The following is an 18,558-nucleotide window of genomic DNA, read 5'->3' as shown; positions in this document are numbered from 1 at the left end:
CCCGAGTCGGAAGGCGGTGCCCGATGGGTGAAGAGGTCGACAGCCGGGAGTTCACCCGCGAGGACCGGCGGCGGTACCGGCACAAGATCCGGCGGAGCCTGGACGTGTTCGCCCAGATGCTGCGCGAGTCGCGCTTCGAGGCGGAGCGCCCGCTCACCGGCATGGAGATCGAGCTCAACCTCGTCGACGAGCAGTGCGACCCGGCGATGCGCAACGCCGAGGTGCTCGACGCCATCGCCGACCCGGACTTCCAGACGGAGCTGGGCCAGTTCAACGTCGAGATCAACGTGCCGCCGCGCCGGCTGGCCGGCGACGAGCTGGCCGGGCTGGAGGACTCGCTGCGGGCCAGCCTGAACAACGCCGAGGAGCACGCCCGCTCGGCCGGCGCGCACATGGCGATGATCGGCATCCTGCCGACGCTGCGGAAGGAGCACCTGACGTCGGCGGCGCTGTCGGCGAACCCGCGCTACGCGCTGCTCAACGAGCAGATCTTCGCCGCCCGCGGTGAGGACCTGGACATCCGCATCGACGGCGTCGACCGGCTCGCCGTCACCACGGACACGATCGCGCCCGAGGCGGCGTGCACCAGCACCCAGTTCCACCTGCAGGTCAGCCCGGAACGGTTCGCGGGTTACTGGAACGCCGCGCAGGCCATCGCCGGCGTCCAGGTCGCGCTCGGCGCCAACGCGCCGCTGCTGTTCGGCCGCGAGCTGTGGCGCGAGACCCGCATCCCGCTGTTCGAGCAGGCCACCGACACCCGCAGCGAGGAGATCAAGGCGCAGGGGGTACGCCCCCGGGTGTGGTTCGGCGAGCGCTGGATCACCAGCGTGTTCGACCTGTTCGAGGAGAACGTGCGCTACTTCCCGGCGCTGCTGCCCATCTCGGACGCCGACGACCCGGGCGACGTGCTCAACCGCGGCGACATCCCCGAGCTGAGCGAGCTGCGCCTGCACAACGGCACGATCTACCGCTGGAACCGGCCGATCTACGCGGTGGTGCGCGGCCGGCCGCACCTGCGGGTGGAGAACCGGGTGCTGCCGGCCGGGCCGACCGTCGTCGACACCCTGGCCAACGGCGCGTTCTACTTCGGGCTGGTGCGCACCCTCGCCGAGGCGGAGCGCCCGCTGTGGTCGCAGATGTCGTTCAGCGCCGCCGAGGAGAACTTCCACGCCTGCGCCCGGCACGGCATCGCCGCCACCGTCTACTGGCCGCAGCTGGGCTACGTGCCGGTCGCCGAGCTGGTGCTGCGGCGGCTGCTGCCGCTGGCGCACGCCGGGCTGGACCGCTGGGGCGTCGCCCCGCAGCACCGCGACCGGCTGCTGGGCGTCATCGAGCAGCGGTGCCTGACCGGCCGCAACGGCGCCACGTGGCAGGTGGACACGCTGCACGCGCTGGAGGACGAGGGGCACCTGGACCGGCCCGCCGCCCTGCGCGAGATGCTGCGCCGCTACCTGCCGCCCATGCACGACAACGTGCCCGTGCACGAGTGGCCGGAGGCCTAGCGCTCCGGGCCGGGCGGGGGCGCCTCCGCGGTCCGGTCGCGCCGGGCCCGGTCGGCCGCGCCGAAGGCGATGGCGAACGCGGTGCCGATCGCCAGGCCGGCGATGACGGCGACGGCGATGCTGTCGAACAGGGCGATGCCGACGATCATGCCGATCGGCAGGCCGACGCCCCACGCCCACGGCGACGTGCCCCAGCCGGGGTTGCTGCGGTTCTGCTCAGTCATGGTGATCGTTGTACCCCGCGGCGGCGACCACGCGCCGGGCGATGTCCGGCCGGCCCGCCCAGTGCAGATGCAGATAGGACGCGTGCAGGCCGGGCGCCGCGAAGCCCTCCGGGTCGCCGCCGCGCCACGCCCAGGCGGCCGCGCCCGCGGGCGACAGCAGCAGGCCGGAGCGCGGGTGCACGGCGGTGCGGTGGAACTCGTGGCCGGTGAGCCGGGTGCCGGTGGCGGCGAGGGGGCTGTCGGCGAGGGCGACGGCGTCGCGGTAGCCGAGGGTCAGCCGCGGCGTCATGGCGGCGTCGGCGTCCAGGACGCCGCACATGGGGGCGCCGTCGAGGGTGCGGCACAGCCAGAGCAGGCCCGCGCACTCGGCGACGATCGGGGCGCCGGTGGCGGCGAGGCCGGCGACGGCGTCGCGCAGCGCCGCGTTGGCGGACAGCTCGGCCGCGTACACCTCGGGGAAGCCGCCGCCGACGACCAGGCCGCGGGTGCCGGCCGGCAGGGCCTCGTCGCGCAGCGGGTCGACGGTGACCACCTCGGCGCCCGCGCCGGCGAGCAGCTCGACGGTCTCGGCGTACCCGAAGCTGAACGCGGCGCCCCCGGCGACCGCGACCACCGGGCAGCCCGGCACCGGGTCGGGGGCGGCGGGCGACCACGGCGCGGCGGCCAGCGGCGGCGCGGAGCGGGCCACCGCGTGGATCGCGTCCAGGTCGACGCTCGCGGCGATCAGCGCGGTCAGCGCGGCGACGGACGCCAGCGCCTCGGCGTGCCGCTCGGCGGCGGGCACCAGGCCCAGGTGCCGCGACGGGGCGGCGACCGCGTCGGCGCGGCGCAGCGCCCCGAACACGGGCGTGCCGACCTCCTCGCACGCGTCGCGCAGCAGCGACTCGTGCCGGTCGGAGCCGACCCGGTTCAGGATGACCCCGGCGATGCGGGCGTCGCCGAAGCTGCGGAAGCCGTGCACCAGGGCGGCCACCGAGCGGCCCTGCGCGGCGGCGTCCACGACCAGCACGATCGGGGCGTCCAGCAGCCGGGCGACGTGCGCGGTAGAGCCGGTGTCGCCGCCGCCGACCCGCCCGTCGTACAGGCCCATGACGCCCTCGACGACGGCCAGGTCCGCGCCGGCGGCGCCGTGGGCGAACAGCGGCGCCACGGTGTCCTCGCCGACCATGACCGGGTCGAGGTTGCGGCCCGGCCGGCCGGCGGCCAAGGCGTGGTAGCCGGGGTCGATGTAGTCGGGGCCGACCTTGAACGGGGCGACCCGGGTGCCCCGGGCGGCGAACGCGGCCAGCAGCCCCGTCGCGACGGTGGTCTTGCCGTGGCCGGACGCGGGCGCCGCCACGACGACGCGCGGGATCACCACTCGATGCCCGCCTGGCCCTTGCGGCCCGCGTCCATCGGGTGCTTGACCTTCGTCATCTCGGTGACCAGGTCGGCGGCGGCCAGCAGGTCCGGGTGCGCGTCCCGGCCGGTGACCACCACGTGCTGGGTGCCGGGGCGCTCCCGCAGGGTCGCCACCACGTCGGCGACGTCGACCCACCCCCACTTCATCGGGTACGTGAACTCGTCCAGCACGTAGAAGCGGTACGTCTCGGCGGCCAGGTCCCGCTTGATCTGCGCCCAGCCCTCGGCGGCCTCGGCGGCGTGGTCGCGCTCGGTGCCGGCGCGCTGGATCCACGACCAGCCCTCGCCCATCTTGTGCCAGGTGACGTTGCCGAGCTGCCGCATGGCGGCCTCCTCGCCGACCCGCCACTTCTGGCTCTTCACGAACTGGAACACGCCGATCGGCCAGCCCTGGCTCCACGCGCGCAGCGCCATCCCGAACGCGGCCGTCGACTTGCCCTTGCCGTGCCCGGTGTGCACGGCCAGCACGGCCTGGCGGCGGCGCTGGCGGGTCGTCAGCCCGTCGTCCGGGACGACCTCGACCTTCCCCTGCGGCATCAGGCGGCCCTCTCCAGGTGCTCCAGCGGGATGCAGTCGGCCGACAGCGCGGCGGCGAGCCGCCCGGCCAGCCCGAGCCGGACCGGCCCCGACTCGCAGTCCACGACGACGGCGGCCACCCCGGCGAGGGCGCCGGCCACGGTCACCGGATCCGGGCCGCTGGTGGCGCGCCCGTCGGTGACGACCACGAGCAGGGCCCGCCGCCGCGGGTCGCGGCGGCGCTCGGTGGCGAGGGTCGCGGCCGCGGTGCGCAGGCCGGCGGCCAGCGGGGTACGCCCGCCGGTGCGCAGGTCGGCGAGCCGGGCGACGCCCACCTCGTGGCTGGACGTGGGCGGCAGCACCGCCTCGGCCGTCCGGCCCCGGAAGGTGATCATGCCGACCCGGTCGCGCCGCTGGTACGCGTCGCGCAGCAGCGACAGCACGGCCGTCTTGACGACGGTCATCCGGCGCCGGGCCGCCATCGAGCCGGAGGCGTCGACGACGAACAGCACCAGGTTCGCCTCCCGGCCGACGTGGACGGCCTCGCGCAGGTCCGCCACGGTCGCCCGGCGGGCGCCGCGCTGGGCCGCCGCGCGCAGGGTGGCGGGCAGGTGCACCGCGCCGGTGAGCCGGTCGCCGCGCGGGGCCCGGGACCGGACGATCCGGCCCCGGCGGGCGTAGGCGGGCGAGCGGCGGCCGGCGTGGCCGCCGTCGCCGCGGGCGGCCAGGCGCAGGGCGCGGGGGCGGTAGGCGGGTCCGGCGGCGGCGGGCGCGCCGACGGGCTGCGGGGCGGGCCGCGGGTCGGGGCGGTCGGCGTCGCCCGGGTCGCCGCCGGGGTCACCGGCCGGGTCGCCGTCCGGCGTCGCTGCGCCGTCGGTTGGTGCAGGCGCGCCGCCGCCGGGACCGCCGCCGGGACCGCCGTCGGGGCCGCCGTCATCCGGGCCGGGGTCGTCCGGATTCGGGCCGCCGCCGCCGGGCGGGGGCGGCTGCGGGTCCTCGTCGCCGTCGGAGTCGCCGGGCGGCGGCTCGTCGGGGTGGTCGGCGGCGTCGCGTTCCAGCAGGTCGTCAAGCTTCTGCTCGTCGGTGCCGGGCGGGTCGAGCGGGTCGCGGCGCCGCCGGTGCGGCAGGGCGAGCCGGGCGGCGTCGCGGATGTCGTCGGCGGTGACAGTGTCGTGGCCGTGCCAGGCGGCCAGCGCGACCGCGGCCCGGGCCACCACGATGTCGGCGCGCATCCCGTCCACGCCGTACTCGACGCAGATGCGCGCGATCCGGTCGAGCTGGGCGTCGGGCAGCAGCACGCCGGGCAGCCGGCGCCGGGCGTCGGCGATGCGCACGGCCAGCGCGTCGTCCGCGCCGGCCCAGCGCGCGGCGAACCCGGCCGGGTCGGCGTCGTACGCCAGCCGGCGGCGCACCACCTCGGCCCGGGCGCCGGGCTCGCGCGGCGCGCGCACGGTCACCACCAGGCCGAACCGGTCGACCAGCTGCGGGCGCGGCTCGCCCTCCTCCGGGTTCATCGTGCCGACCAGCAGGAACCGGGCGGCGTGCTGGACGCTGAGGCCGTCGCGCTCGACGTGGGCGCGGCCCATCGCGGCGGCGTCCAGCAGCAGGTCCACGAGGTGGTCGGGCAACAGGTTGACCTCGTCGACGTAGAGCACCCCGCGGTGGGCGGCGGCGAGCAGGCCCGGCTCGTACGCCGTGACGCCGTCGGCGAGGGCGCGCCGGATGTCCAGCGTGCCGACGACCCGGTCCTCGGTGGCGCCGACCGGCAGCTCGACCAGGCGGGCGGGCCGGGTGGCGGCGACGGGCGCGGCGTGCGGGCCGTCCGGGCAGGCGGCGTCCGGGGCGGCGGGGTCGCAGGCGAACCGGCACCCGGCGACCACGTCGACGCCCGGCAGCAGCGCCGCGAGCGCGCGGACCACGGTGGACTTGGCGGTGCCCTTCTCGCCGCGCACCAGCACCCCGCCCACGGCGGGCGACACGGCGGTGAGCAGCAGGGCCAGGCGGAGGTCGTCGAGGCCGACGACGGCGGCGAACGGGTACGGGGTCATCGCCCGCATCGGCGCGACGGCATGCGCGGATCCCTTCCGCGGGTGTCCACGCCCGCGTCCGAAGTGAGGGTGCTGCGAGCGGCCGGAGTTCCTGGCTCCCGGGCGCGCGCCCGGTCACAGTGGCGGGACCGTCCCGGACTTTCACCGGGTTCCTCCGCGACCGCTCGCCGACCACCCTCCCCCACCCGGCGTGACGGCGTCAACGTGACGCGACCCGCCCTACTCCTTCGCGGCGGTCCGCTCCGCGCCGGGCGCCCGGGTGTCGGAGATGTCGTCCAGCTCGGCGAGCACGTCGGCGATGGCCAGGGTGGCCCGCTCGACCAGCGGGCGCATCCGCGCGTACCGGGCGGCGGCCGCCGGGTCCGGCCCGACCGGCTCGTTCAGGGCGACCAGGTCGGCGGTGGCGTCCAGGTCGGGCAGCACGCCGAGGGCGTGGAACGCGAGCAGGCAGGCGCCGACGCCGGTGCCCTCCGGCGACGCGGCGGTGCGCACCGGCTGGTCGAGCGCGGCGGCGAGCGTCTCGACCCAGAACGGCGACGCGACCGCCCCGCCGGTGGCCCGGATCTCCCGCACCTCGACCCCGGCGGCCCGCACGGCGTCGCGGACGAGCGCGAGCTGCTGGCACACGCCCTCGACGGCGGCCCGGACGAGGTGGCCGCGATTGTGGTCGCGGCGCAGCCCCAGGTACGCCCCGCGCAGCCCGGCCCGCCACCACGGGGCGCGCTCGCCCAGCAGGTACGGCAGGCACAGCAGCCCTTCGGCGCCGACGGGTTCCGCGGCGGCCTCCTCGATGAGCTCCTGCTCGGACGCCTCGAACGCGTCGCGGGCCCAGCGCAGCACCGAGCCGGCGTTGTTGACCGCGCCGCCGAGCACCCAGTGGTCGTCGGTGAGCGGGTAGCAGAACAGCCGCAGGTCGTCGTCGACGGCGGGCCGGTCCGTCATGACCCGCAGGGCGCCGCTGGTGCCGAGCGACACGGCCGCGACGCCGGGCGCGACGGCGCCGAGCCCGAGGTTGGCCAGCGGGCCGTCGGCGGCCCCGATGATGACCGGCACGTCGCCGACGCCCAGGTCGGGCAGCGGCTTGAGCCGGTGCGTGGTGGACACCACCTCGGGCAGCTGGTCGTGGCGCACCCCGGTGACGGCGAGGGCCTCGTCGTCCCAGCGGCGGGACATGATGTCGTACAGGCCGGTGGTGGCGGCGCTGGACAGGTCGATCGGCAGCCCGGGCCCGCAGACGGCCGCGATCTGCAGGTCTTTCACCCCGCCCCAGCGGTGCGCGCGGGCCAGCAGCTCGGGGTCGTTCTCCCGCCACCAGGCCAGCTTCGCCAGCGGCGACATCGGATGCACGGGCGTGCCGGTGCGCCGGTGCAGGCCGGCGGCCACCTCGTGCAGCCGCCCGACGGTCTCCGCGGCGCGGTCGTCGGCCCAGGTCACCAGCGGCCCGCACGGCCGCCCGTCGGCGTCGAGCGGCACGACGCCGTGCATCGCGGCGCTCAGGCTGAGCGCGACGACCCGGTCGCCGTCGGGCAGCTTGGTGAGCACGTCGGCCAGCGCCGAGCGCACCGCGTCGACGATGGCAACGGGGTCGAGCTCCGCCCGGCCCGGGCCCGGCACCTGCAGCGGGTAGCCGGCGTCGGCGTGCGCCCGCACCCGCCCGTCCGGCCCGGCGGCGACCGCCTTGGTCGAGGTGGTTCCGGTATCGAGCGCGATCACGACGTCCACCCGTGCAATCTTGCCTGCCGGGCCGCCGCCGAAACGCCGGGGACCCGTCAGGGCAGCGCGACCACCACCGGCGCGGCGCCCGGCCGGGTCGCCTCGACGGCGGTGGCGGCGGCCGCAGCCGGCCGGATCGGTTGGTCTCGTTCCGTACATGCCTTGACGCGTATATGCCTGGTGAGGCATAGTCGCTGGGTGCCTGCCGACACCTTCGCCGTCCTCGCCGAGCCCACCCGGCGGCGGATCCTCGACGCCCTGCGCCGCGGCGACCGCACGGTCGGCGACCTCGCCGCCGCCCTCGCCGTCAGCCAGCCCGCCGTCTCCAAGCACCTGCGGGTGCTGCGCGAGGCCGGGTTCGTCACGGCGCGCCCGGCCGCCCAGCAGCGCGTCTACCGCATCGAGCCGGGACCGCTGCGCGACCTGGACGCCTGGCTGGCGCCGTACCGGGCGCTGTGGGAGCGGCACCTCGACGCCCTGGAGACCCTGCTCGACGAGGAGGAACGATGACCGGTGACGTCCACGCAGACGGCCTGACCCTGGTGTTCGTGCGCGAGCTGCGGCACAGCCCCGAACGGGTGTGGGCCGCCCTGGTGCGCCCCGAGCTGCTGGCCCGCTGGGCCCCGTACACCGCCGACCGCGACCTCGGCGCCGCCGGCCCGGCCACGCTGACCATGGTGGACGACGAGCCGTCGCCCCCGCTGACGGTGACCGTGGTGACGGCGCGGGCGCCGTCGCTGCTGGAGCACACCTGGGGCGACAACGTGCTGCGCTGGGAGCTGGAACCCACCCCGGGCGGCGGCACCCGGCTCACCCTGCGCGACACCGTCACCGAGCCCGGGCAGCTGCCGATGAACGCGGCCGGCTGGCACCTGTGCCTGGACGCCGCCGACGCGCTGCTCGCCGGGGCGGACCCCGAGCCGGTCGCGGGCGCGGAGGCGCTGCGCCACGGGTGGCAGGAGCTGCACGACCGGTACGCGGAGATCCTCGGCACGGCACACTAGGAGGCGTGCGCGTCCTCATCGTCACGTCCGGGTCGATGGGCGACGTCGCGCCCTACACCGGCCTCGCCGCCCGCCTGTGCGGCGACGGCCACGAGGTCACCCTCGCCACCCACGCGCCGTTCGCCGACGCGGTGCGGGCTGCCGGGACGGCGTTCCACCCGCTGCCCGGCGACCTGCGCGCCGTCCTGCCCCAGGCGCACGGCCAGGACGGCGAGCGCTCCGGCACCGGCCCGCGCGCCCTGGCGCAGCTGCTGCGCATCGCGCACCCGCTGATCGCCGAGCTGGGCGACGGCATCGCGGCCGCCGCCGAGGCCACCCGGCCGCAGGCGATGCTGCTGTCCACGATGGTCGCCCCGCTCGGCTACCAGGTCGCCGAGGCGGCCGGGGTGCCGTGGGCGGGGGCGTTCCTGCAGCCCATCGCCCCGACCGGCGCGTTCGGGTCGGTGCTGCTGGGCGGCCGGTCCGTCGGCGCCCCGGGCAACCGGGCGCTGACCGCCGCCGCGCTGACCGTCAGCCAGGGGCTGTACCGGGGGCCGGTGATGGACCTGCGGCGCTCGCTCGGCCTGCCCCGGCAGGGTCTGCGCCGGCTCCGGGCCCGCCAGGACGGCGGCCGCTTCCCCACGTTCCACGGCTTCAGCACCGCCGTCGTGCCGCGCCCGCGCGACTGGCGCCCGCAGCTGGAGGTCGTCGGCTACTGGTGGCCCGCGCCGCGCCCCGGCTGGACTCCGCCGCCCGAGCTGGCCGCGTTCCTCACCGCCGGCCCGCCGCCGGTGTTCGTCGGCTTCGGCAGCATGGCCACCGGCCAGGGCGAGCGGCTCGCCGGCACCGTGCGCGCGGCCGTCGAGCGGGCCGGTGTGCGCGCCGTCGTGCAGGCCGGGTGGTCCGGCCTCGACGTCGGCGGCGACGACCGGGTGCTGTCGATCGGCGAGGTGCCGCACGACTGGCTGTTCCCGCGGGTGGCCGCCGTCGTGCACCACGCCGGCGCCGGCACCACGGCCGCGGGCCTGCGCGCCGGGGTGCCCGCCGTCGCCGTGCCCGTGCTGGCCGACCAGCCGTTCTGGGCGGCCCGGCTGCACGCCCTCGGCGCCGCCCCGCCCCCGCTGCCGCTGCGCCGGCTCACCGCCGACACCCTCGCGGCGGCCATCACGGAGGCCCGCCGCGACGACTACGCCCGCTGCGCCCGCGGCGTCTCGCGCCGGCTGGCCACCGAGGACGGCACGGCCCGCGTCGCGGACTGGATCCGCAACCGGGAATGAGCGAACGGCCGCCCCCGCGCCGGGGACGGCCGTACGCGCAGCGCGGGTCAGCGCTTGTCGATCGGGACGAACTCGCGCTCCGGCGAGCCCGTGTAGAGCTGGCGCGGACGGCCGATCTTGTTGGCCGGGTCGTTGACCATCTCGCGCCACTGGGCGATCCAGCCCGGCAGGCGGCCCAGCGCGAACAGCACCGTGAACATCTTCGTCGGGAAGCCCATCGCCTTGTAGATGAGGCCCGTGTAGAAGTCGACGTTCGGGTACAGCTTGCGGGACACGAAGTAGTCGTCGGCCAGCGCGATCTCCTCCAGCTTGAAGGCGATCTCCAGCAGCGGGTCGGGCTTGGCCATCGTGGACAGCACGTCCTGGGCGGCCTTCTTCACGATGGCGGCGCGCGGGTCGTAGTTCTTGTAGACCCGGTGGCCGAAGCCCATCAGCTTGACCCCCTTCTCCTTCGCCTTGACCCGGCGCACGAAGGCGTCGACGTCGCCGCCGTCGACGCGGATCTGCTCGAGCATCTCGAGCACGGCCGAGTTGGCGCCGCCGTGCAGCGGGCCGGAGAGCGCGTTGACGCCGGCCGCAACGGAGGAGTAGAGGTTCGCGCCGGACGAGCCGACGAGGCGCACGGTCGACGTGGAGCAGTTCTGCTCGTGGTCGGCGTGCAGGATGAACAGCATGTCGAGGACCTTGGCCAGGGTCGGGTCCACGTCGTACTGCACGGTGGGCAGGCCGAAGGTCATCCGCAGGAAGTTCTGCACGTAGTCCAGGCTGTTGTCCGGGTACGGCAGCGGGTGGCCGATGCTCTTCTTGTAGGCGTACGCGGCGATGGTCGGAAGCTTCGCCATCAGGCGGATGCCGGAGATCTCGACCTGCTCGGGATCGTTGGGGTCGAGCGCGTCCTGGTAGAAGGTCGACAGCGCGGTGACGGCGGACGACAGCACGGCCATCGGGTGCGCGTCGCGCGGGAAGCCGCCGAAGAACTGGCGCATCTCCTCCTGCAGGAGGGTGTGCACGCGGATCTTGTCGGCGAACTCGGCCAGCTCGGCCGGGGTCGGCAGCGCGTCGTGGATCAGCAGGTACGACACCTCGAGGAACGTCGAGCGTTCGGCGAGCTGGTCGATGGGGTAACCGCGGTAGCGCAGGATGCCCGCGTCACCATCGATGTAGGTGATGGTCGACGAGCACGACGCCGTGTTGACGAAGCCCTGGTCGAGGGTGACGTAGCCGGTCTCCTTCAGCAGGGCGCCGACGTCGATCCCACCCGGACCCTCGACGGCCGGGCGGACCGGCATCGACAGCTGCCCACCGGGGTGGTCGAGCTTGACATCCGTCATGTATTTCCCTCACTTCACCGGCAGATGTCCCCGCGAACCTCTACTTCACCGTAAACCCTCAATCTAGGCGGTCCACGGCCTGTCCACCCCCTGAGGCATTGATCACCCGCCCTCAATCTTGACGCAGCGCCCATCCGCCCCATCGACCATGATGAACACAGACACCCGGCGACACCCGGAGGAGGCGGACACCCATGCATCCCGAGGACGGCCCGGTCGTGGTCGGCGTGGACGGCACCGCGGCCGCGCTGCACGCCGTGCGCACGGCGGCGGGTGAGGCGGCGGCCCGCGGGGCCGAGCTGCGGGTGGTGCACGCGTTCGCCTGGTCGCCGCACGACGCGGAGCGCCCGTATCAGCAGCTGCGCGACGAGGCGGCCGCGCTGCTGGACCGCGCGGTGGCCACGGCGGTGCGGCTGGCGCCGCGGACCCCGGTGCGCGGCGTGCTCGTCGACGGGGCGCCCGCCCGGGTGCTGGTGCAGCACAGCCGGTCGGCCGGGCTGGTGGTGGTCGGCGACGACCTGGAGGCCCCGTCGAGCCCGGTGCCGCTGGACTCGGTGCTGCTGCAGGTGGTGGCTCGGTCGTGGCGGCCGGTGCTCGTGGCCCGCGCCGGCGGCGCGCCCGGCGGGCCGGTGGTGGCCGGGGTGGACGCCTCCCCCGCCGCGGCGGAGGTGGCCCGGCACGCGGCCGCGTGCGCGGCGCGCGCGTCGGTGCCGCTGCGGGTGCTGCACGTGACCCGGGCCGGCGCGGAGCCGGCGGCGCTGGCGGCGGAGCTGACCGCCGCGCTGGACGACGCCGCCAAGGACCACACGCCGGAGGTGATCACCGGCGAGCCCGGGGCCGAACTGGTGCGCGCGGCGGCCGGCGCCAGCCGGCTGGTCATCGGGGCGCGCGGCACGGCGAGCCGGCTGTTCGGCCCGGTCGCGCAGCACGTGGTGCGGCACGCGCCGGGCCCGGTCGTCGTGGTGCACGGACATACGCCCTGATGGGGGCGGCTGAACGTCTCGGCACGGTTGTTCCTTCGGAGCGCTCAGGGTGCCCGTTCGTGTGCCGATGGGACCGGCGTCGGACTTGTACGGTGGCCTGATCCTTCAGTTGTCCGCCGGTGCTTGCGGAGGGCGGTGGCGGTGCGCACAGGACCGTCGACGACCGGCCGGTGGCAGTGGCGGGCCTTCGCGGCCGCGGCGGCCGCCGCCACGGTGCTGTACGTGGCCGACGTCTCCCTCGCCGTCAGCATGGCCTGTTTCGCCGTCATCGGGGCCGGATCGGTGGCCGCGATGGTCGCGGGTCCCCGGATGCACCGGGTGCGCGCCCGCGCCGCCTGGCGGCTGATGACGACGGCGGCGTCGCTGTTCCTGCTGGGCGTTGTGGTGCGGCCGTTCGTGTCGGAGCTGTCGGGGTGGCAGCAGTTCATCGCCGACATGCTGGTGCTGCCCGGCTACTTCGTGCTGCTGCCCGGCGTGGTGCTGCTGCTGCGCGCCCGCGGCGGCCTGGAGCGGCAGGCGGTGCTGGACGCGTTCATCGTGTGCATCGGCGCGGGCCTGGCGTGCGCGCTGCTGCTGTCGGTGCCGGCGGCGTCCGTGGAGAGCCGGTCGGTCCTGGCGTCGGTGCTGTCGGGCCTCTACCCCTTCTTCGACGTCGCGCTGGTGCTGGTGTTCGTGAACATGGCGTTCACCACCACGGTGTGGCGGCCCAGCCAGATCTTCCTGACCCTGGGCGTGGTGTCGCTGCTCGTCGGCGACCTGGCCTACGGGGTCATCTCGACCCGCGGCGAGATCTACGGCTCCCCGCTGCTGGACGCGCCGTACCTGGTCACGTACGGGCTGCTGGGCCTGGCCGCCCTGCACCCGTCGGTGGCGGAGCTGGACCGGGCGACCCGGCCGCCGCCGCAGGCGTGGTCGTGGCAGCGGCTGACCCTGCTGGTGCCGGTGACGGCGGTCCCGTTCGTGCTGGACCTGCTGGCCGGCGGCCGCTCCGCCGCCGACCGCCTGATCATCGCGGTGGGCGGCATGCTGATCGCGCTGCTGCTGATCGCCCGCGCCGTGTCGGCCGTGCAGGCGGAGGCCGCCGCCCAGCGGCACGCCGAGCACCAGGCGCGCCACGACCCGCTGACCGGCCTGCCGAACCGCCGCCAGATGGCCCGCGAGATCGGCGCGCTGCTGGCCGCCGCCCCGCGGGACTCCCCGGCGCGGGTCTGGGTGTACGCGCTGGACCTGGACGGCTTCAAGTTCGTCAACGAGTCGTACGGCCACGACGCCGGCGACCAGCTCGTCATCGACGTGGGCCGGCGCCTGACCGGCCTGGTGCCGCCGGGCACCCCGGTGGCCCGCATCGGCGGCGACGAGTTCGTGGTGGCGGAGATCGGCGACGCCGCCCACGCGGCGCGCACCGCCGAGCGGATCCTGGCCGCCATGGCCGAGCCGCTGGCGGTGCAGGGCACCGACGTGGTGGTCAGCGCGTCGGTCGGCATCGCGAGCGCCGCCGCCACGCCGGACGCCGACGGCACGGCCACCGCCGAGGCGCTGATGCGCGACGCCGACACCGCCCTGTTCCGGTCGAAGACCGAGGGCCCGGGCCGGTCGACGATGTTCGACACCTCGATGCACGAGCAGGCCCGCGACCGGGTGGAGCTGGAGGGCGCGCTGCGCACGGCCCTGACCCGCGGCGAGCTGCACGTGGCGTACCAGCCGATCGTGGCCATCGCCGACGGGCGGCCGGTCGGGGCGGAGGCGCTGGTGCGGTGGGACCACCCGCGCCGCGGGCCGATCCCGCCCGGCGTGTTCATCCCGATCGCCGAGGAGGCCGGGCTGATCGACGCGCTGGGCACCTGGGTGCGTCAGGAGTCGCTGCGGCAGCTCGCGCAGTGGCGCGCCGAGCACACGGTGTCCGACGACTTCTGGATGTCGATCAACGTGTCGCCGCGGCAGCTGCGCGACGGCGGCCTGCCCGCCGCGGTGGGCGCCGAGCTGACCGGCCTGGGCCTGCCCGCAGGCGTCGTCACCCTGGAGATCACCGAGTCGGTGATGGTGGACGCCTCGACGCAGACCGACCAGGTGCTGTTCGAGCTGCGGGCGCTCGGCGTGCGGCTCGCGGTGGACGACTTCGGCACGGGCTTCTCCGCGCTGGGCTACCTGCGCCGGTTCCCGGTCACCGGGGTGAAGATCGACCGCTCGTTCGTGTCGGGCCTCGGCACCGACCACTCCGACTCGGAGATCGTCCGGGCCGTGGTCGCGATGAGCACGGCGCTCGGCCTGAGCACCGTGGCTGAGGGCGTGGAGACCGTGGAACAGCGCGACGCCCTCGCCTCGCTCGGCGTGCCGCTCGGGCAGGGCTGGCTGTGGGGCAAGGCCGTGACGGCCGCCCAGTTCGCCACCCGCTGGGGCGCCATCCCGGGCGTGCCGGACGCCGCCGCGGCGCGCCGGCCGCTCACCGCCGGTAACTGAATCGCACCCTTCCCCGCACGGCCGCGGTGCGGCAGGATCCTTCTCATCGGGCCCCCGCGGCCGATAGACAGGGCACGACCGCGCCGTGACGGCGACACCCCCGGGGAGGCGACCATGCCGTTCGACGGCGACACGATGCTCTGGCTCGCGCTGGTGCTGCTCGTCCTGTCCGGCGGGCTGCTCGGGGCGCTCGCGCTGGCCACCCGCGAGACCGCCCGCCCGGCACGCCGCCCCTCCGCGGGCTGACGCCCGGCCGGTAGGGCACTCTGGCGGGCATGCGCCTCGCCACCTGGAACGTCAACTCGGTCAAGGCCCGGCTGCCGCGCCTGCTGGACTGGCTCGGCGCCGTGCGCCCCGACGTGCTGTGCCTGCAGGAGACCAAGGTCGCCGCGGCCGGCTTCCCCGCCGCGGAGGTCGCGGAGCTGGGCTACGAGACGGCCGTGCACGGCGACGGCCGGTGGAACGGCGTCGCGCTGCTGTCCCGGGTCGGCCTGGCCGACGTGCGGCTCGGCTTCCCCGGCGAGCCCGGCTTCCCCGGCCCGGACGACGCCGAGGCCCGCGCGATCGGCGCGACCTGCGGCGGCGTGCGCTTCTGGTCGGTGTACGTGCCCAACGGCCGCACCCCGGACGACCCGCACTACGCGTACAAGCTGCGCTGGCTGGCGGCGCTGCGCGACGCCCTGGCCCCGGAGGTGGCCGCCGGGCCGCTCGTGGTGGCCGGCGACTTCAACGTGGCCCCCACCGACGCCGACGTGTGGGACCGCGCCGTGTTCGCCGGGTCCACGCACGTGACGGCGCCGGAGCGGGCCGCGCTGGCGGACCTGCGGGCGCTGGGCCTCACCGATGTGCCCGCCCGCGCCCTCAAGGGCGACCACCCGTTCACCTATTGGGATTACCGCGCCGGGATGTTCCACCAGAACAAGGGCATGCGCATCGACCTGGTGTACGCGACGGCTCCGCTGGCGGGCGCGGTGCGCGACGCGTACGTCGACCGGGAGGCCAGGAAGGGCAAGGGCCCGTCGGACCACGCGCCGATCGTGGTGGATCTCGACGTCGCCGGCTGACCGTTCGCGCCCGCGAGCAGGGCGAACCGACGCAGGACGGGCCGTTCGGCGGGCGCGCGGAGGCGCCGCCGGCGGCCCGGCAGCGTAGGCTGGTCGGACGCAACAGTAGGGATGCGGCCCGGAACCCGAGACCGGAACGCTCCCGGAGGGATGTGAACCCCGTTGGCCCCGCGCGTGCGCACCGACCGCACGGACGGCAGCACGGCGACCGTCCTGGCGGCCCCGCTTCCCCAGGCCCTTCTGCACGCCACCCTCGACGCCTCCCCGGAGGCCATGCTGCTGTGCGCGGCGGACACCGACGAGGTGCTGCTGGCCAACGCGGCGGCCCGCACGCTGCTCGGCCCGGCCGCGCAGCGCACCTCCGGCGGGCTCACGATCGCGGGCCTCGGCGTCCCCGCGCTGTCCGACGCCGGCCTGGCCGGCGGCGAGGCCTTCGACACCGAGCACGAGGGGCGCCGCCTGCACGGCCGCCGCCGCTCGCTCGGCGACGAGCACTACGTGTGGTACCTGCGCGACGACACCGAGACCGCCGCCCGGGTCGCCGCGCTGGAGGCCGAGCGCTCCCGGACCGCCTTCCTCGACGAGGCGGGCCGCCGGCTGAGCGCCACCCTGAACGAGGCCCGGTCCACCCGCATCACCGCCGAGCTGGCCGTGGCGCACCTCGCGGACGCCGCCGTCGTGGTGCTGCCGCCGCGCGGCCGCAAGATCGAGTGCTTCCGCCTGGTCGCGGGCGGGGCGCCGGAGCCGTTCACGATGCGCGAGCACGAGATCGCGCAGGTGCCCGGCCTGGTCGAGGCGCTGGCGGGCTTCCCGCCGATCCCCAGCCGCTGGCTCGACCCGTCGCAGGCGCCGGCCTGGCTGCTGCCCGACGGCTTCGGTGACGTCGGCGCGCTGCTGGTCACCCCGCTGCCGGGCAACGCGGTGCCGGCCGGCGCGCTGGTGCTGGCCAAGCGCGGGCCGGGCGCCGCGTTCGGCGAGGACGACGAGCTGCTCACCCGCATCTTCGCCGCCCGGGCCGGCGCCGCCGTGTCCGCGGCCGGGCTGTACCGCGACCAGGTCGACACCACCGCGATCCTGCAGGCCGACCTGCTGCCGCCGGAGCTGCCCCCGACCGACGGCATCGAGCTGGCCGGGGCGTACCAGCCCGCGCAGGACGCGGTCCGCGTCGGCGGCGACTTCTACGACGTGTTCCCGCCGGCCGGCCCGTCCGGCGAGACCGTCGTGGTGCTGGGCGACGTGTGCGGCAAGGGCGCCCAGGCGGCCGTGCTGACCGGCAAGGTGCGCCAGACCATCCGCGCGCTGCGCCTGGTCGAGAGCCGCCCCGACGCCATGCTGGACGTGCTCAACCAGGCGCTGCTGCAGCCGGGCCGGCGCCCGCACCGCTTCGTCACGCTGGTCGTCGGCACGGTCTGCCGGATCGAGTCCGGGCGGCTGCGCATGACGCTGGCCTCCGGCGGGCACCCGGCGCCGCTGGTGCTGCGCGCCGACGGCTCCGTCGAGGAGGTGCCCACCCGCGGCACCCTGATCGGCGCGGTGCCGCGCACGGTCGTGCAGCCGGCCACGATCGAGCTGGGCCCGGGCGAGCTGTGCCTGCTGTTCAGCGACGGCCTGACCGAGGCGCGCGGCGGCGCCGGCCACGAGCTGTACGGCGAGAAGCGCCTGCACGCCGCGCTGGCCAGCTGCCGGGGCATGCCGGCCGACGCGGTCGTCGAGCGCATCCGCCAGCTCGTCTCGGACTGGGTGCACGGCGGCACCCACGACGACATCGCCATGCTGGCGGTGCGCGCGCCCACCCGGACCCCGCTGACGCTGGCGGCCGACCTCGACGGCCAGCCCGGCGTCGCCGGGCACCAGACGGGCCGCTCGCACTATCATGTGGACGCCCGCCGCCTCCCGGGGAGGAACCGCCACCGCTGATGAGCGTCGACACGATCGGCCCGGGCCTCGACCGCCCGGGGCTCTCGGACGAGTACCTGGGCCTGCTGGGCGACGGCGACGAGTACGGCGCCGTCGAGCTGGCGCTCGGGCTGCTCGGCGCCGGGGTGCCGCCGGAGCGGATCCTGCTCGACCTCATCGCGCCCACCCAGGCCAAGGTGGGCGAACTGTGGGCCGCCAACGCCTGGTCGGTGGCCCGCGAGCACGCCGCCACCGCCATCAGCGAACGGGTCGTCGCCGCCGTGGCCGCCCGCACCAACCGGCGACCCGGCCGCGGCCGGCTCACGGTGGCCTGCACCGACGGCGAGTGGCATGCGCTGCCGGTGCGCATCCTGGCCGAGGTGCTGCGGCTGCGCGGCTGGCAGGTCGACTTCCTGGGCGCCAACGTGCCCGGGCCGCACCTGATCACCCACCTGCACCAGACCGGCTCGGACGTGGTGGCGCTGAGCTGCACGCTGCCCACCCGGCTGCCCCGCGCGCACGCCGCCATCACGGCCTGCCAGGCCGTCGGCGTGCCGGTGATCGCGGGCGGCGCCGGGTTCGGCCGGCACGGCCGGCACGCCCTGCTGCTCGGCGCGGACGCCTGGGCGGCCACCGCCGAGGAGGCTGCCGACCGGCTGGAGCACGACTGGCCGCCGGCCGCCTCGGGCGACCCGCACAGCCGCCCGTTCCTGGGCGACGACGAGTACACCGAGGTGGTGCGCGGCCGGGGCGAGTTCCTGGCCGTGGCGCTGGGCCGGCTGGCGGCGGCGTACCCGGAGGCGCTGGCCTACGACGAGCGGCAGCGCGACGCCACGCTGGAGGACTACGGCCACATCGCCGACTTCCTGGCCGCGGCGCTGTACGTGGACGACCCGGACGTGTTCACCGACTTCATCGGGTGGACGGCGGCGGTGCTGACGGCGCGCGGGGTGCCCCCGGCGGCGCTGTCCGTGGGCCTGGAGGCGTACCGGGCGCAGCTGCGGCACTACCCGCGGGCGAGCGCGATCCTGCAGGCCGGCATCGCCGCGGTCGACGCCGCCGGGTAAATGCGTTGCGGGCCCGCACGGCCCGCGACTAGCGTCTCGCGCATGATCTCCTGACGCGTCCGTGGCGGCCCGCACCGCGCGCCGCCCGCACCCCGT

At 76.2% G+C, this 18,558-nt stretch carries 16 protein-coding genes and 1 riboswitch; of the genes, 10 read left to right on the top strand and 6 right to left on the bottom strand.

The annotated features are described in order from the left end of the window. Positions 1–23 precede the first annotated feature (23 nt). Positions 24–1,502, top strand: coding sequence for a glutamate-cysteine ligase family protein (locus Sya03_RS19650; protein WP_203939794.1), 1,479 nt, complete (start codon positions 24–26; stop codon positions 1,500–1,502). Here Sya03_RS19650 and Sya03_RS19645 read toward each other — a convergent pair. The 5 genes from Sya03_RS19645 to Sya03_RS19625 form a co-directional block, all read right to left on the bottom strand. Further along, positions 1,499–1,726: a hypothetical protein gene (locus Sya03_RS19645; RefSeq protein ID WP_203939793.1), complete on the bottom strand. Its 228-nt coding sequence runs from the start codon at positions 1,724–1,726 to the stop codon at positions 1,499–1,501. The two genes, Sya03_RS19650 and Sya03_RS19645, sit on opposite strands and share 4 nt — an antisense overlap. Beyond that, positions 1,719–3,083, bottom strand: a complete 1,365-nt coding sequence (locus tag Sya03_RS19640; RefSeq protein WP_203939792.1) for a cobyrinic acid a,c-diamide synthase CobB — start codon at positions 3,081–3,083, stop codon at positions 1,719–1,721. Before Sya03_RS19640 ends, Sya03_RS19645 begins: the two co-directional genes overlap by 8 nt. After that, entirely contained in the window at positions 3,080–3,664 is a 585-nt protein-coding gene (gene cobO / locus Sya03_RS19635) for a cob(I)yrinic acid a,c-diamide adenosyltransferase (protein WP_203939791.1), read from the bottom strand. Before cobO ends, Sya03_RS19640 begins: the two co-directional genes overlap by 4 nt. After that, positions 3,664–5,691 carry a VWA domain-containing protein gene (locus Sya03_RS19630; protein ID WP_203939857.1) on the bottom strand — a complete coding sequence of 676 codons (2,028 nt, stop codon included), beginning with the start codon at positions 5,689–5,691 and terminating at the stop codon, positions 3,664–3,666. Before Sya03_RS19630 ends, cobO begins: the two co-directional genes overlap by 1 nt. Before the next feature lie 85 nt (positions 5,692–5,776). Next, positions 5,777–5,846, bottom strand: a riboswitch (cobalamin riboswitch). A 64-nt stretch (positions 5,847–5,910) separates the two neighbouring features. Next, on the bottom strand, positions 5,911–7,413 hold the full coding sequence (locus tag Sya03_RS19625; RefSeq protein WP_203939790.1) for a gluconokinase: 1,503 nt from the start codon (positions 7,411–7,413) through the stop codon (positions 5,911–5,913). A gap of 189 nt (positions 7,414–7,602) precedes the next feature. Here Sya03_RS19625 and Sya03_RS19620 point away from each other — a divergent pair, with 189 nt between their 5' ends. From Sya03_RS19620 to Sya03_RS19610, 3 genes are read left to right on the top strand one after another with little or no spacing between them, the layout of a single operon-like run. Next, positions 7,603–7,914 (top strand): ArsR/SmtB family transcription factor, encoded by a 312-nt coding sequence (locus Sya03_RS19620; protein ID WP_203939789.1) that lies wholly within the window; start codon positions 7,603–7,605, stop codon positions 7,912–7,914. Next, complete coding sequence (locus tag Sya03_RS19615) at positions 7,911–8,408, top strand: SRPBCC domain-containing protein (protein WP_203939788.1); 498 nt, start codon at positions 7,911–7,913, stop codon at positions 8,406–8,408. The genes Sya03_RS19620 and Sya03_RS19615 overlap by 4 nt, the downstream gene beginning before the upstream one ends. 5 nt (positions 8,409–8,413) lie before the next feature. Further along, positions 8,414–9,664, top strand: a complete 1,251-nt coding sequence (locus tag Sya03_RS19610; RefSeq protein WP_203939787.1) for a glycosyltransferase — start codon at positions 8,414–8,416, stop codon at positions 9,662–9,664. A 47-nt stretch (positions 9,665–9,711) separates the two neighbouring features. Here the strand turns inward: Sya03_RS19610 and Sya03_RS19605 are convergent, their stop codons facing one another. Further along, positions 9,712–10,995 carry a citrate synthase gene (locus tag Sya03_RS19605; RefSeq protein WP_203939786.1) on the bottom strand — a complete coding sequence of 428 codons (1,284 nt, stop codon included), beginning with the start codon at positions 10,993–10,995 and terminating at the stop codon, positions 9,712–9,714. A 194-nt stretch (positions 10,996–11,189) separates the two neighbouring features. Here Sya03_RS19605 and Sya03_RS19600 point away from each other — a divergent pair, with 194 nt between their 5' ends. From Sya03_RS19600 to Sya03_RS19580, 6 genes are all read left to right on the top strand, one after another. Then, positions 11,190–11,978, top strand: coding sequence for a universal stress protein (locus Sya03_RS19600; protein ID WP_203939785.1), 789 nt, complete (start codon positions 11,190–11,192; stop codon positions 11,976–11,978). A 141-nt stretch (positions 11,979–12,119) separates the two neighbouring features. Next, complete coding sequence (locus tag Sya03_RS19595; protein WP_239107692.1) at positions 12,120–14,435, top strand: putative bifunctional diguanylate cyclase/phosphodiesterase; 2,316 nt, start codon at positions 12,120–12,122, stop codon at positions 14,433–14,435. A gap of 114 nt (positions 14,436–14,549) precedes the next feature. Then, positions 14,550–14,681 (top strand): hypothetical protein, encoded by a 132-nt coding sequence (locus Sya03_RS31595; RefSeq protein WP_275411462.1) that lies wholly within the window; start codon positions 14,550–14,552, stop codon positions 14,679–14,681. A gap of 29 nt (positions 14,682–14,710) precedes the next feature. Beyond that, positions 14,711–15,499 carry an exodeoxyribonuclease III gene (locus Sya03_RS19590; RefSeq protein WP_203939784.1) on the top strand — a complete coding sequence of 263 codons (789 nt, stop codon included), beginning with the start codon at positions 14,711–14,713 and terminating at the stop codon, positions 15,497–15,499. 162 nt (positions 15,500–15,661) lie between these two features. Next, entirely contained in the window at positions 15,662–17,416 is a 1,755-nt protein-coding gene (locus Sya03_RS19585; RefSeq protein ID WP_239107691.1) for a PP2C family protein-serine/threonine phosphatase, read from the top strand. Continuing rightward, a complete protein-coding gene (locus tag Sya03_RS19580; RefSeq protein ID WP_203939783.1) occupies positions 17,416–18,462 on the top strand; it encodes a cobalamin B12-binding domain-containing protein in 1,047 nt (348 codons plus the stop codon). Before Sya03_RS19585 ends, Sya03_RS19580 begins: the two co-directional genes overlap by 1 nt. Positions 18,463–18,558 lie beyond the last annotated feature (96 nt).

Source organism: Spirilliplanes yamanashiensis (assembly GCF_016863475.1).
Classification (GTDB): Bacteria; Actinomycetota; Actinomycetes; order Mycobacteriales; family Micromonosporaceae; genus Spirilliplanes; species Spirilliplanes yamanashiensis.
The sequence above is the reverse complement of the archived record's forward strand: the minus strand, read 5'-3'. Positions and strand labels throughout refer to the sequence as shown.

What these genes read in the sequence shown, in the direction of transcription:
- Sya03_RS19650 (WP_203939794.1), top strand. Translation starts at nt 24, where the DNA reads ATGGGTGAAGAGGTCGACAGCCGGGAGTTCACCCGCGAGGACCGGCGG.
- Sya03_RS19645 (WP_203939793.1), bottom strand. Translation starts at nt 1,726, where the DNA reads ATGACTGAGCAGAACCGCAGCAACCCCGGCTGGGGCACGTCGCCGTGG.
- cobO (WP_203939791.1), bottom strand. Translation starts at nt 3,664, where the DNA reads ATGCCGCAGGGGAAGGTCGAGGTCGTCCCGGACGACGGGCTGACGACC.
- Sya03_RS19630 (WP_203939857.1), bottom strand. Translation starts at nt 5,691, where the DNA reads ATGACCCCGTACCCGTTCGCCGCCGTCGTCGGCCTCGACGACCTCCGC.
- Sya03_RS19615 (WP_203939788.1), top strand. Translation starts at nt 7,911, where the DNA reads ATGACCGGTGACGTCCACGCAGACGGCCTGACCCTGGTGTTCGTGCGC.
- Sya03_RS19605 (WP_203939786.1), bottom strand. Translation starts at nt 10,995, where the DNA reads ATGACGGATGTCAAGCTCGACCACCCCGGTGGGCAGCTGTCGATGCCG.
- Sya03_RS19600 (WP_203939785.1), top strand. Translation starts at nt 11,190, where the DNA reads ATGCATCCCGAGGACGGCCCGGTCGTGGTCGGCGTGGACGGCACCGCG.
- Sya03_RS31595 (WP_275411462.1), top strand. Translation starts at nt 14,550, where the DNA reads ATGCCGTTCGACGGCGACACGATGCTCTGGCTCGCGCTGGTGCTGCTC.
- Sya03_RS19590 (WP_203939784.1), top strand. Translation starts at nt 14,711, where the DNA reads ATGCGCCTCGCCACCTGGAACGTCAACTCGGTCAAGGCCCGGCTGCCG.
- Sya03_RS19580 (WP_203939783.1), top strand. Translation starts at nt 17,416, where the DNA reads ATGAGCGTCGACACGATCGGCCCGGGCCTCGACCGCCCGGGGCTCTCG.